The sequence below is a fragment of the Imperialibacter sp. genome (genome assembly GCF_040222385.1).
Classification (GTDB): Bacteria; Bacteroidota; Bacteroidia; order Cytophagales; family Cyclobacteriaceae; genus Imperialibacter.
The window spans coordinates 364,279-377,848 of sequence record NZ_JAVKDF010000035.1; the positions used below are offsets into that span (position 1 = coordinate 364,279).

Annotated in this window: 13 protein-coding genes; all 13 read right to left on the reverse strand. The window is 47.8% G+C overall.

The window, feature by feature from the left end; genetic code table 11:
* Nucleotides 1–24 precede the first annotated feature (24 nt).
* The 13 genes from RIG68_RS17455 to RIG68_RS17515 all read right to left on the reverse strand — a co-directional run bounded on the left by RIG68_RS17455 (nucleotide 25) and on the right by RIG68_RS17515 (nucleotide 13,499).
* Complete coding sequence (locus tag RIG68_RS17455; protein ID WP_350125057.1) at nucleotides 25–2,493, reverse strand: glycosyl hydrolase 115 family protein; 2,469 nt, start codon at nucleotides 2,491–2,493, stop codon at nucleotides 25–27.
* Nucleotides 2,494–2,660: 167 nt separating this feature from the next.
* Nucleotides 2,661–3,809, reverse strand: coding sequence for a YncE family protein (locus tag RIG68_RS17460; protein ID WP_350125060.1), 1,149 nt, complete (start codon nucleotides 3,807–3,809; stop codon nucleotides 2,661–2,663).
* Between the two features lie 24 nt (nucleotides 3,810–3,833).
* On the reverse strand, nucleotides 3,834–5,813 hold the full coding sequence (locus RIG68_RS17465; protein ID WP_350125063.1) for a hypothetical protein: 1,980 nt from the start codon (nucleotides 5,811–5,813) through the stop codon (nucleotides 3,834–3,836).
* Between the two features lie 115 nt (nucleotides 5,814–5,928).
* The gene (locus RIG68_RS17470) at nucleotides 5,929–6,300 is read right to left on the reverse strand and encodes a type II toxin-antitoxin system death-on-curing family toxin (protein ID WP_350125066.1); all 372 of its coding nucleotides are present in this window, start codon (nucleotides 6,298–6,300) and stop codon (nucleotides 5,929–5,931) included.
* Nucleotides 6,297–6,485 (reverse strand): hypothetical protein, encoded by a 189-nt coding sequence (locus RIG68_RS17475; protein WP_350125069.1) that lies wholly within the window; start codon nucleotides 6,483–6,485, stop codon nucleotides 6,297–6,299. The genes RIG68_RS17470 and RIG68_RS17475 overlap by 4 nt, the downstream gene beginning before the upstream one ends.
* 79 nt (nucleotides 6,486–6,564) lie before the next feature.
* Entirely contained in the window at nucleotides 6,565–7,617 is a 1,053-nt protein-coding gene (locus tag RIG68_RS17480) for a ThuA domain-containing protein (protein ID WP_350125072.1), read from the reverse strand.
* A gap of 313 nt (nucleotides 7,618–7,930) precedes the next feature.
* Complete coding sequence (locus tag RIG68_RS17485; protein WP_350125075.1) at nucleotides 7,931–8,497, reverse strand: hypothetical protein; 567 nt, start codon at nucleotides 8,495–8,497, stop codon at nucleotides 7,931–7,933.
* Between the two features lie 32 nt (nucleotides 8,498–8,529).
* The gene (locus RIG68_RS17490; RefSeq protein ID WP_350125078.1) at nucleotides 8,530–8,970 is read right to left on the reverse strand and encodes a hypothetical protein; all 441 of its coding nucleotides are present in this window, start codon (nucleotides 8,968–8,970) and stop codon (nucleotides 8,530–8,532) included.
* 172 nt (nucleotides 8,971–9,142) lie between these two features.
* Nucleotides 9,143–9,862, reverse strand: coding sequence for a YARHG domain-containing protein (locus RIG68_RS17495; protein WP_350125081.1), 720 nt, complete (start codon nucleotides 9,860–9,862; stop codon nucleotides 9,143–9,145).
* Between the two features lie 494 nt (nucleotides 9,863–10,356).
* Complete coding sequence (locus RIG68_RS17500; protein WP_350125084.1) at nucleotides 10,357–11,283, reverse strand: hypothetical protein; 927 nt, start codon at nucleotides 11,281–11,283, stop codon at nucleotides 10,357–10,359.
* A 152-nt stretch (nucleotides 11,284–11,435) separates the two neighbouring features.
* Complete coding sequence (locus tag RIG68_RS17505) at nucleotides 11,436–12,065, reverse strand: NAD(P)H-dependent oxidoreductase (protein WP_350125087.1); 630 nt, start codon at nucleotides 12,063–12,065, stop codon at nucleotides 11,436–11,438.
* A 5-nt stretch (nucleotides 12,066–12,070) separates the two neighbouring features.
* Nucleotides 12,071–12,517: a DMT family transporter gene (locus RIG68_RS17510; protein ID WP_350125090.1), complete on the reverse strand. Its 447-nt coding sequence runs from the start codon at nucleotides 12,515–12,517 to the stop codon at nucleotides 12,071–12,073.
* 4 nt (nucleotides 12,518–12,521) lie between these two features.
* Nucleotides 12,522–13,499, reverse strand: a complete 978-nt coding sequence (locus tag RIG68_RS17515; RefSeq protein ID WP_350125093.1) for a cyclase family protein — start codon at nucleotides 13,497–13,499, stop codon at nucleotides 12,522–12,524.
* Between the last annotated feature and the right edge of the window lie 71 nt (nucleotides 13,500–13,570).

A 13,570-nucleotide genomic window follows, 5' to 3' on the forward strand; every position in this document is an offset into this window, starting at 1 on the left:
CTATGCTAACCAGCCGCAAGACGTCTATTTTGAGCGAACGATTTCGTAGTAACCCGGATGTCCTTCAGGCAACACGGCGAGCTGATCAATGACTATTCCCGTTTGATTGACATAGATTCGCACCGTCTGGATGCCAGCTTTCTGAACAGTAAATGGATACATCACCGAAACAAAGTTCCTCAGCACATTGGTCCTCCACTTCTCACTCCTCCCCCTGGTATTGATAGAAAAAGATTTTCGCTCTCCCCGATTTACTTCTATATCTACAGTAAAGTCGAATTGGTTGGCGTGCGTAGGGAGGCACCTAACTTCCAGCTCATAGCCCCCTGCTTTATCCAGGCTAAACTGGTAGTCAAGATAAGGCAGTTCATTCGAAAAACTGTGGTTTTCAAATGGGAAGAGCGTCACACTTGCGGAGCTATAACCAAGTCCGTCAACGACTTTCCACTCAAAGTTTTCAGCGCCTTTGCTTGCTACAAACTCATTGGCCTGTATGGCTATCTGAAAATCTTGTGGGCTTTCTCCGGCACTTTGACTCCCATCTGACGGAGGCGATAAATGATAGTCCGGCATAGCGTACACAGGAAGATCCCGTGGATGCATCGACATCATCCACTCCCATTTGCCATTGCTTACCCCTGTGTTGTACTTTTCAGTAAGAGTAGCAATTTGTTCGTAGGCGCTTTGTGCCTGGTCGGCCAGTTGCAATTTCTCGGCAGGGTCAGTGGCAACGAAGGATTGCTGCGCAAGCAAAAATTTATCATTCATTAAGGCGGCACCCTTCACAGGGTACTCCACCAGCTGAAAGTAGGCATCCCTCCTGCCTTCGGAAACAGCCGTTTTTATCTTGTCTACCCTTCTAACAAGTTCAGCATAAGCATCCATTCGCCGCTGCACCTCGTTGTTGCCGCCCTTTGTACTAAACTCACTCATTCTTGTGGGTGTAATAGGTTCCGTTTGGCTCCACCCCATATACTCAGGTTTGCGTAACATGGCCAAACGATAGTATTCCTGTAGTACGTCGGTTATTTCACTCGCACTTTCGCCTCCAAACTCTCTTGCAAACCAATCGATCAAATGCTGCTCAATTGTCGCCTCAGAAACGCTATTGATATTCCAGGCCAGGTCGAGAAAAAGCTCCATATCATACTCGCCAGGTTTGATATCGCCCACATTGGCGATCCATATTTTTCGAGCGCCATTTTCATAGGCCCTCCTCATTTCGTACCAAATCAACCCCGGCTGGGTGGTGGAGAGCCAAAGGTAGTCGTGGGGACGCCCCCAGTAGCTCAAATGGTAGTAGACACCGCTTCCTCCCTTGCGTTTCCGTTCCGCTTCATCGCTTAGCCTGCGAATGTAGCCATAGTTATCGTCTGTCCACATCAGGGTGACATCGTCGGGCACTTTCAAGCCTTCATTGTAAAGATCCAATACCTCTTTATAAAGAGTAAAAACCTGCGGCACCTCTTCAATCGGCTTGTCCATACTATCCATCAACATTTCCCGCTGATCGGCGATGATCGTTTCCAGCAACTCCACTTTCTCACCAGTAGTGGCGTCTCCCTGCATTCCCGAATCGTGAACACCCCGCATTCCAAGCGAGTAGATATTATTTCCATTCCTGGCTTCACTAATTCGCTCCTGCCAATACTGTTTTACCCTTTCGCTGTTCGTGAAATAGTTGAAATCTCCATATACTTCCTCATCCCACTCATCCACATTGTTTCTAAGCATAGGTTCGGCATGGGAAGTGCCAATGGATATGTGATATTTTTCGGCCATTTCCTTATTGCCGGGAATCTGAAAAAATGCCTTCGTGGAGGGGTGCATGGCAGGCCAGATAGTATTAGCCTTTAGCCTGAGTAGCAGCTGAAATATTTTCTCATAGGTTCCAGGCCCAATGTCTCCCGTTTCAGGCTCAAAGGTTTTGGCTGCCCAGGGCTGCAGGCCCCAATCCTCGTCATTCAAAAAAATACCCCGGTACTGCACCGATGGGCTCTCCTCAATTCCTTCGGCAGGCAACGCCAGTTTAATGGATGCTGCTTTGCCTGGCGTAACGTCGGCCCACCACTTCCAGGGAGAGACGCCTATCCTTTCTGCCAGCTCAAACACGGCATACACGGTTCCTCTAACGTCGCTACCTACCAAAAACAAGCTTCCACTTTCCTTTCTGATGATGAATTTCTCCCATTGGCCGGAAAGCCGGGCCTGATAGCCAGCGGGCGAACTTTCAATGAGCTGATCATTAAGCACACCAACATAAATCCCGGCAAGGTCTGCGCTAAAGCCGTTGGCGGCAACCACTTGCACGTTCTTTCCAGTCATTTGCTCAACGTCGCTGGCAAGATCGGCTACGGCCCACTTGACAAGCTCGTCAGTGCTTTCATCCACGTAGATCGTCGTCACCGATGACTCATCTGCAACAATGAATTCGTTGTTCTGCTTTGAGGTGCAAAAGGTGAAGAGTAGTAAGAGGAAAGGGTAGAATTTCATGTCAATCTGATATTTATTCACTTCGGTAAGCCAATTAAATTCTTGCCAATGACATATCCATACTGCACCCTCCTGCTCAGAAACCCACCATCAATAAAAGTAGCAGCTGGTAAAACAAAAAGGGTCAGCAACTGACCCTTTTTGTTAAAATTCTTGCGACCATGGGGTTACTCCATCTTCCAGAAAATAATCCCACCAGCCTGCTTGCCCATGTCAACAGAAGCTACTTTTGTCCCTTTTTTGATATCGATTACATCCATGGTGCCTGGTTCACCTCCTATCCCTTCTACGGAAACAAAAGCGTACTTGCTATCGGATGAAATGGAGACCCCATGCGATACTTTGCGGGTATTCTTTATCCTGGCGGTTTCCTTCGCTTTCTTCAAGTCCCACACACCTGTCTCGGCGCTGCCTTTGTAGGTCGCTACCATCCAACGGCCATCTGGTGAGACGTCCACATTGTAGGGTGCTTTTCCTGTTTTGAAACGGTTGGTGATGGCCCACTTATCGAGGTCTACCTCCAGTATCTCATCCGATCCGTTGCCAGCCACATACACTTTTCTCTCTGTCGGATGAGGAATGGCCCAGGTAGGTTTCACAGCGCTATGATACATCTTCTCACCGCCAGAGGCCATCATAGAGTGCCCCATTTGTGAATGATCCATCTTTGAATGATCCATCGAACTGTGATCCATACCACCCATACTGGCCATTGCCGGCTCTTCCTCTTTTCCGTCCAGGTTCAGCTTTCTGGTGACTTTTAGCTTAGTTGTTGAAATCTCAAAAAGCTCGCCCGACATCATGCCCACGGAATAGTGGTACATCCCATCGAAAGAGATCCTGGAACCGTGCGGCATGACCCCGGTTTCTATTCGGTCGATCTCTATCATTTCTTCGGGGTCTACCACCGACACCGTGCTGGGTACCATGTCGCCATGCAGGTCGAAATTCACACAGTACAACAGGCCAGTCGCTTTCGACACCTGCAAAGAGGCGGGGAAAAGCCCCAGCCTGACTGTGTCCACTACCTGATTCGTTGCAGTGGAGAACTTATAGAGCGTGCCATAAGGGTTGCCATGTGCCAGCGACAGGTACCAATACTTGCCGTCGGGGCTTACATTGATACCATGCGGCCCTTCAATTTCTGCTGGCCAGATGCCCACAGCAATGGTCTCTTCCACTGTGGCCTTTGCTCCGTCAAATTTTATGAGCGCTACCTCATCCTCCGACTCAGCAGTAACATACACATAGTAATTCTGCGCACCAGCAGTGTAACCAAAGAAGATGGCCGCTGACAGCAGGAATGATTTGATCATAGTGTTCATATGCAAAGCGTCAGCCTACTTAGTTTGTATCTTAGCATTCTCTGGCACCACTGGTCTAAGCTTGGCCGACCACAAGCCACTGTTCCAGTCGGAATAGAAAATATGGCCTTTGTGTGGTTGTGCTCCCCAGGTAAATGGCGCATTGGATATATAGCCATCGGGATCCTCCGGCACTATCCAGGCAATCTCACGGCCCTGACGGTTGAGGTCGCCAAGTAGCTCGCCGCTGATGTCAACAACCCGCACACCTCCATTGTAGAAGGCTGCATACAGCACATTATCTTCTATCCAGAAATTGTGCGATCCAGCAAATGGCACCTGGAACCAGGCCACCTCTTTGGGGTTTTTAAGGTCTGTGAAGTCAATGATATGAAGGAATCCTGCCGCTCTGCCTGGCTTACGGCCATCGGGATCCAGCCCGTAAGGAAACTCTTCGTCGCCGAGAATGACGTAGAATTTACCAGTCTTTTCGTCTTTGTAAGGGAACGCCGCATGGTTCGATCCGCTTGGATAGGCGTAGCTGGCAAACTGCACCGGGTTCGAGGGAGAGCCACCGGCAATGCCATTGCCCACGTCGACCAGTTGCACGCCGTCGTCCCAGTTAGAAGAATAAGCGATGCCATCATGCACCCACACATCGTGGATGGAGTGGCCGGGGGTGTCCAGCTCAAACTCACCTACAATTCTAGGCTTGGTCGGGTCTTCAATATTAATCGAGTAGTATTTTCTACCGGCACTTAGCGCATAAACATGCTTCTTGTAAATGAATACATTGTGCACACCGCCAGTGAGGTTCTCAGAGAATTCTGAGATCACTTTTGCATCCCTTGGGTTGGTCACGTCGATAATTACCAGGCCGTTTTTCCTGTTGGAAGCACCTTCTCTGGAGATCACACAGATTTTCCCATCTTCCGAGATTTTTACATCGTTCACAGTCCGGGCATCTACTTTCACAGAGTCAATCAGCATCATGTCGGCTGGATCGGTTACATCCCAGAAGTAGGCCGTGCCGTCGGCGCCCCATGTGCCGGTTACGGCGTAGTCTTTTCCATCAACCCCCTCCCAAATCCAGAAGTCGGATGTGTGCTTGTTGTTGACTGAACCCTGACCTACCAGGTCGATTTTCCGTGAGATATTGCGGTTGTTGGCGCTCACAGTGACAGAGGCTGCAGCCGGGCCACAGGTAGCATTCAACACATAGAGCCCGGGCTGATCTGCTACAAACTTTCCTTCCTTTGTCATTAAACCCGACGGAGCGGCAGACACATCATACGATTCGCCAGTAAATGAGTAATTGATGGGGGCATCGGCCACTACATTGCCGCTTTTATCCATCGCCACGGCAGTCAGTGTAAATACATCGCCAGATCGGCCTTCCGTCATGTCGGCTTTCAAATCGATTTTAGCAATGGGGTTTTCCAATACATTCACCTCCAGCTTTCCCTGCACACCGCCAACCGAGGCTGTTAGGGTCACTTTGCCTTTTTCACGGGGAATTAATTTATAAAACGGCGCAACAGCCACCTTGCTTTCATCTGACGATTTCAGCGAGACAGTGACTTCGGGGCGCTCAAATCCGGCTTCATCGGTAACTACCAACGTAAGTGGCACGTTCACTCCTGCATAAATCTTGTCAGGGATTGGGCCGAAAGCTACTTTGGCTATGGGCGCTGGTGCGATATTGACGGTAATGTTCGCCCTGAGCATGGGCTCTCCCGGGCTTATCACTACCACACCATATTCTCCATGCCTGATCGCCGTAGCCATTCCAGTGCTGTCTACTACAGACAGAGCACGCTGGTTTCTTGAATAAAAAATAAAGTCCCGGTCTGCTACCTTTTTTCCGGCGGCATCTACCACCACAGCTTCTAGCTGCACCGACTGGCCGATTTTCATGGACACATTTTCTGAGCCGACTTTAAGAGACAGTTTTTGTGCCTGCAGAAATCCTACGCTAAGGAGCAGGGTAATAAAGGGGAGTATAAACTTTTTCATAGGTTGGGTTTGATTGATGGTTGAATGTAGCGAAAAGCTAAGTATTGACCATGATAGAATGGGACAAATGGTGGTGTCGTTGGCTGGCGCAGCGGGCATATCTATCCTGCTTCGCTTACTTTGAGTTTCTTTGAAGCCAGTCCCTGATCTGTTCGAAGGTCAGCTTACCAGTTGAAACATCGATCACAAATTGATACTTCTCTTGTTGGCTGGCAGAAATATCCATTTGTTCGTTCATTAACAGAAGCCTGGCCAGCACATATCCAGTTCGCTTGTTTCCGTCAATAAATGGATGATTTTTGACGATACTTTCCAGAACTGCCGCTGCCTTGTCAATTGCTGTAGGATAAAGTTCTCCACCATCAAATGTTTGGTAAGGCCGACCCAGCGCCGATTGTAAAAGCCCTACATCCCGGACTCCATTTGATCCGCCAAACCGTTCAATTAGGATCGAGTGAATTCCAAGAACTTCTTGTTCCGAAATCATTGGGCCAGTCTTTCCAGCAGTTCTTTGTCTTCAGTCAGGATAGTCCGAAGATGGCTGGAAAGAGACACGGCTTCCGGAGATTTTCCTTTCGTAGCTTTCAAGTATTCAAAAACCTCATTGAGCACTTGTTCAGAGGAATTATCCAGGAGCTCTTGAATGGCTGTTTTTACTTCTTCTCTGCTCATAACTCAAATTTACGAAAACGCCGTGAAACTTGCCTCTCACTGAACTCAAGGTAACGAAAGACACTTACGCCCGTCGTTTCTATTTGTCCCATTTCCTAACAGTTACCTTTTCCTCTGAAGGAAAATCTGTCGGAATGGCCTGGGTAACCGCACCTGTTGCCACCCACTCTGCACCACGCTGTAGCGTGGTGATAAAGCCTGCGCATTCCATGGAGTAGTCGAAATGACCAAGAGCGGTGTGGAAAACACGGCCCTGGCCGTAGTCCATCGCCATCAGCAGTGGCACATGCTGTCCCATACCTTTTACTTTAGGGTTCCATGGAGGTGAATTGCCCTCCACGTCTGCATAAGCAGTAGCCAGCACGGTGGCGTTTTCCCATGGGCCTCTCATGCGCTCATATAGCTCGTCTTGCGTGTGCATCCATGCGGCAGGCAAACCCTTCATAATGGGGTGCTCGGGGGCACGTGTGGTCATTAGAAATTCGTACTCAGCGCCATGTGAGCCGCAAAAGCCTGCGGAAGGATCAATGATGAGCTCGTTGGCATCGTTGTAGTACACATAAGGGCCTGTGATGCTGTCACGGCCACCCCAGGCACCCACACCAATCATTTTATTATATTCTTCCCAATCGCCCCAGGCGTTATCGGCGGCGTGCACCACGATCAGCCCACCGCCTTCGCTCATGTACTTTTCAAAAGCCTTTTCTGTAGCCTCAGGCCACCTTGGACTTGCCGCACCGAGGTTAGAAACCACTAAATCGTACTGACTGAAGTCAATTGAAAACCGGGAGGTTTTCACCGGATCTTTAGAAATGGCGTATGCGGTTGAATCCAATGGATAGGTTTGGATATAGTACTCGTAGGCAGCAGGGCGGGACTTGTTGTATTTGATACCCAGCCACACGGAATCCATGCGGTGGATGTCAACCTCAAAGAGGCCAGTCTCCTCCAGGTAGTCCTTCATCATCATGGTGGTTTTAGGCCATATGTAGTGGTTGTTCTGACCGTCAACGATCAGCACCTTGAGTTTCGAAGCTTCAGCTTCTTCGTTGCTGGCCTGTTCTTCCTTGTTGGCCGGGCCGCAAGCCGTGGCCAGAAGTACGACTGCAACAATCCAATTGATTTTTTTCATTATAGGTAGTTTAAGATAGGGTCATGCTAATGACATCCGGCATTTGCCAGGAATAAAGATAAGTTAAAGGATTACAGAATGCCTACAAAAAGCTTTGTGAAAAGCGGTATAGATTGGTCGGGGTTGTTACTGTCAGTTGACAATGCTGCTGACGCCTCGGTAAAATGAGTGTGGGGGTTTTATGCAGCTCCGCATCCATCACCACCTAGCCACGCCGATGATAAAATTAACTTTTGTGCCGGGCATTCCAAGCCAGCAACACTCCACTTACTTGAACAGCCCACATTCATTTTTAGGCCCTTGTTAGCATCTTTTATTCGTCCGTTGGATGGTAGAAGCCGTTAAAGTCGCTTACTATCTTTTCCGTCAGATAGAAGAGTCTGTCGAAATCGTCCTGCTGGCCGTTGTTGATCAGTCGCTCATAACCTCCCCATGCTCGGAATCTGAAAATTACGACGCCAAATTCAGGAATGAAGTAATAGTTCATTTCTTCGTCGTCGGCATTTGGGTCGTCAAATAGAAACTTGTATGCGGTGTATTGCTTGTCGTACTTTAAATACATTAAACCTTTGTATTTGAGCCGATAGTCAGTGGAGTCTAGCAGGAGGCGTTTTGTCCGTTGGGAGTTGGAAATTGGAAGTTCGTAACTTGTCCTGGTAATGTCACCATCAGCATCTAGAGTTGTGTAAGTCAGGTAATATATCGAGTCCTTGAAAGCGATTGAGTTCAGATGCTTGTAGGTCGTATCGATTTGATGGCCGTTTCTGTTTATTCGGATGAAGCTAAGAGAAGCATTTTTTGCTTGGCTTTGCTCAACCTGTCTCGCCGTTGATACAGCGGTGGTTAGTGTCATGAGAATTACGCACAGAATTTTAGCCATTTAGAAGATCCCATTGATGTCAACGCAAAACATTAAGTGTGATGATACAAAATCGCAAGTGAAGCTGCTACGAGCAGACCCAAGATTACCGAGGTAATATTTCGCCCATATCCGACTGTTTCATGACCGTAATCCTTGCGGAAGGCTTCAGAGTTCAGTAGAAAGACTGCGTAGAATGATAGTCCAGAAATTGCTGTGATCGATGAATTGAACAGAAAATTTCCTTTCCAGGCTAGTGCTGAAAAGAAAAATAATATAGTTGTGAAATATTGGAAAGTCAATGTAGCCATATACCCCACTTTGGTCTTCCAGAAAAATCCCACAACCCCAGAAACGCCAAATGCCAGAAAGAATGAGCCAATCATTGTGGCTTCCATGTCGAGAGAAGTGTTCCGTATTATTGGCATTAAAAGAAGAATCCCTAGGATAAATATAGTTGATAACTGGGTTGCCAGGATTATGTACTTCTTCATTTACGCAGTCCTATTGATGCTAACCTAGCTAAGCAGCGTGGGGATTGGTAAGAGATACCGCTGCCCTCCGCAAATAGCCACGCCGATGAATAAAAATACACAAAGTGGCGGGGACTGCAATCCCCACTGCGATTTCCTTGCAGGTAAGGCCCCATAATGTCTTAGCTTTGTGTTATGGACTTTTTTTGTTCGCCTCGACGGCTCGAATATGAGCAATGTTTTGTTTCTCTATCTCAGTCAAAAATGGTGTTGCATCTCGGTCGAGTGAGTAATACCACCGTTGTCGCCCAAAATATTCAGCCATCTCCCCGCCCTTTATAAAAGCGTGGCCATATCTAGCAAATATTTCGTTACGCATAATTTTCAACTGTTCTGTTAAATACGATTTTAAGGTTTCATCTGATAATATCTCAAATTTTGTTTGACGATATTTTCCATCGAAGAATTTCAATTTATCGCCAGTCTGAAATAGTCCAATTTCATATCCAGACTCGGATACGTTTGGAGGAGTGTCCAGCTTCAATCCATTAATTTTCTCGCCATTACGCACATACCTAACAAATTCTCCGTTGGTCTCGTCGCTGAAAAATTTATTCCCGATAATTCTCACATTGTGGTAGTTGCGATATTGAGCTTGCCAGCCCCTAAGGTTCTCGTCTTCTGATTCTACCCAATCATGGTCCTTAACCTGAGCGGAGATAATATTTCCATCTACAGCCAGATAAAATTCAGATTCCCATTCCGACCAGCCAAACCTGTAAACACCCTCGTACCCTGAAGGGTTTTCGGTCGACCAAACGGTTATCAGAGACTCGTCTACCTGATCGTCCACAATCACCTGACCGAGCAATAGGTTGGGAAATAGCAGAAAAGTCAGTATTAATTTTCTCATAGCAGATCACATTGTCCATCCGAATATACGCAACTAGTTACCTATATTTCCCTTATAACTTTCTTTTGTTCTCATTCTTAAAATGACCAACAAAAGACACTCTGATACCTCTATCCGTTTAAAAACGTATAATATACACATATTATGCGACTATTGATCGTCCGTCTACTCCGCACCTTGCACAACTAAAACCGCTTACTTAACTGTCATAACAAGGGCCACCTCGAAACATGGCTATAATGAACTTCCATTATAGCTACAATTTCTCCTCAACATAGCTACATTTCACCGGCATCATAGCTATGTTTGACCTGAAAGATAGGCATGTTTCAGTCGTTTACTGCGCAGCAAACAGGGTACTTGCTGCGTAGCAAATGAGTATTAGCTGCGCTGCAAAGAAAAGGGGATATTTGACAGAGAAAGGAACGAAGAGCAGTGACTGCCTTTTCTAATATACGAAATTTTCACCCAAAAGATGGGGCTCACGAGGTAGTTTATCGTTGAGAAAATTTGTTCACTGTAATCTGCTTTAGGGCATTTGGCTGGTTGGCCCACAGGTGCAATATTCCTTCTTTGTCCACTTGCAAGCCAGCAGCGGCACCAAAACTCACGTCGCCTTTACAGTTAAAGGCTTTGCTAAGCACTTTTTCCATGATCGGCTCAAAAGCCCCGGGCTTACTCACAAGGATTAGATCGGCGTAGTTGCCATCGTCAGTCTTGTAAAACCCAATGGCGTAAATGGCCTCCTCATCCCTGATCAGGTTGATGGACTGGTAGCTCCCCCAGTCGGAAGGAGCAGCAAAAGAAGCTATGATCGACTTATCTGGTTTGTCGGGGTCTATTCGGTAGAAGTCCCAGTTGCGGCTGTCCCAATTGCTCACAACCATCAGGTAGTCATTTTCCAACGCCAGTACCCCCGTTGCACCGGAAGTTTTCAGCTCAGGTGCTCCTTCCCTGTCGATGGTTATTGCTGGCTTATCCCCGTAGAGGCTTCCGTCTTTGTAGTTGTACAAGTGCACCTTCGATACTGTTTTCTTCATATTGTCTTCAATGCCCACGCCCAGGTACTTATCAGTCACCTGAATGCCTCCCGCATGGCGAAACGGTTCCTTCATCAAAGGAATGAGCTTGTCAGTCTTTCTTGTTTCCAAATCGGCTTGCAAAATATAGGCCTGGGTAAGCGAGCTGCCCGACATCAGCAGCTTTTCAGCTCCGTCCTTTTCCATCACTTGTACACCCTGCAAATGGCCTGATTTCGTAGGCACGTCGATGTCATTCGTTAGCAAAATCACTTCGGGTTCGGGACTTAAGGCTTCAAAAGCTGCTGGCACATTTTTTACTTGCTGGGCCTGGCTAACGATTGGCTGCACACAGATGACAGCATGCAGAAAGAACAGTCTCACTAAATTATTGCTGAACATGACAAGCGTTGACTTTAAACAATCCACCAAGATGGCACTAAAACAAAAATAACACACATGGCTGCGTGTTATTCTTGTTTTAAGAAATGCTTGTCAGGTACGAAGACACCTCGCCAATGGCAAAAAGCCTGAACGCATTCCCCTCCTTGTCATCAAGCCATCTGGAACAATTCCTCCATCGATTTTCTTACTTTCTGTCGTTGCTGGGTTTCGTCGTTATCAGAGCGATAACCTACCGGCGCAATGACTGCCGCATTCAATCCCAGTTCATCAAGGCCGAGGAGCTGATTGTAGTCCTGCTTATCAAACCCTTCCATCGGGCAAGCATCGATCTTCAGCTCTGCACAGGCCATCAGCAAGTTATTCAAAGCGAGGTAGGTTTGCTTCTCAGACCAGCTCTTTCGCTCTTCCGTGGGCATGCCCGCAATGGTCTTCTTGATAAATTCGCCGTACTGCTTCAGGCCGTCATCACCTTTTCCCTGCAATTCAATGATCCGTCGAACATAGCTATCCACATGCTGGTCGTAGTTGCGAGTGTAGTTGCAAAAAACGAAAAGGTGGGAAGCATCGGTTATCTGGCTTTGGTTCCACGAAGCCTTCCTGAGCTCCTTTCTGATGTCACCGTTTTCGATGATGAGCACTTTGTAGAGCTGCAAGCCATACGAGGACACCGAAAGCCTGATCGCTTCCTTCAGGAATGCCAGGTCGTGAGCGCTTACCTTCTTTTCGGAGTCAAATATTTTGGTGGCATAACGCCAGTTAAGTTTATCTATTAAGTTCATCTTATTTATGATTTTACAAGTACTACGCCGGCAATCATTACAAGCATACCGGCGATCTTTTTTATTGATACGGGCTCCAGTGGCATACCAAACCAACCAAAATGACTGGCGACGGCAGCGAAAATAACCTGCCCGGTAAGGCTGAAGGTGACTGCGGTAGATATGCCCACCCTGGGAATAACATAGTAAAACAGCGACACAGCGATGAAGCTAAAAACGCCACCTGCAAACCACATGTAGGTGGGGATCTGCCTCAGCTCGCCTGCTGTCGGAAGATGCCTTACAGTGGCTACCACCACCAGCAGCGTGACACTCGCACTCATCACCAGGGCTATGCCAGTGGCCACAAGCGAGTTGTGGAGCATGACACCGAGGCGGGAATTAATCACACCCTGGATCACGACCATAACGCCTACTGAAAATGAAAGGAGGAGTAATAATGCATTGTTCATGACCTTATTGCTTTGTTTGAATAGGAAATGCCACCGGACGCATAGGAGAGCCACTGGCACCTCTTAGCTTGAGTGAGGCGGCAACAAAGGCAAACTCATACACTTCGTCAGCCGATAGCTCTTCTAGGAACATCTGCTCTATAAACATGGCTCCTTTTTCAGCCAGCAGGTAAGTGTGCACCGGCACCCAGTTGTCGGCTCGCTCAGGTGGAAAAGCCTCGAAGCTGAGGTTGTCGGCGCCCAGCAGCATGATGTCCATTTCTTCTACCAGCCACTTCACGGCATCGAGGCTGATGCCTGGGTAGTTGTCAAGATAGTCAGCAGCATTCTCATAGTGCTGAGCCTGGCCTGTGCGAATCAACACGACGTCACCCTTTTGCAGCTTCATTTGCTGCCTTTTGAGTGCATGCTGCAAATCGCTGGCAGTAATGCGGTAGTTTTTGGGAAGTGAACCTTTGGAAGCTGCCACATCCAGTAGCACACCCCGGGCAATGATAGGCGGAATGGTTTCCGCACCTGTCTTTTTCCACCCTTTGTCGCCCAGGTGTTCTTCAGGTGTAAAGCCGTTCCAGATTTGTCCGTTCAGCCCGAAATGGTTCAGCGCATCAATGTGGGTACCCATGTGGGTATACATAGATATGGCATCTCCGGTGTAGCTTACCTTTTGGTTCATGGCCTCTCCCAAACCGTTAGGATCATCGACAACAGTGCCGTGAGGGGTGTGCGTGAGCCAGTACTGATAACCGGGGTCGCCCAGGGAATGGAAGCTTGGCATGCCTACGAAGTAGTCGACGCTGAGGTCGTAAACCTTACCTGAGACAATCTCCGACAGCACTTTTAGCTGCGATGCCTCTGTCATCATGTTGAGGGTGCCTATTTCATCGTCCGGGCCCCAGGGACTTTCACCTACTGCTTCTTTTTGCTGTGCCGTTGCGGCCGTAGTGGTGAGCAGCGTGACCAAAATGAATGTTGTTGTTTTCATGACTTTAACTTTTTCTTACAAAGTTGGGCGTCATGAAAACCGGTTGCCTTAAGGTATCTTAAGAACGACCC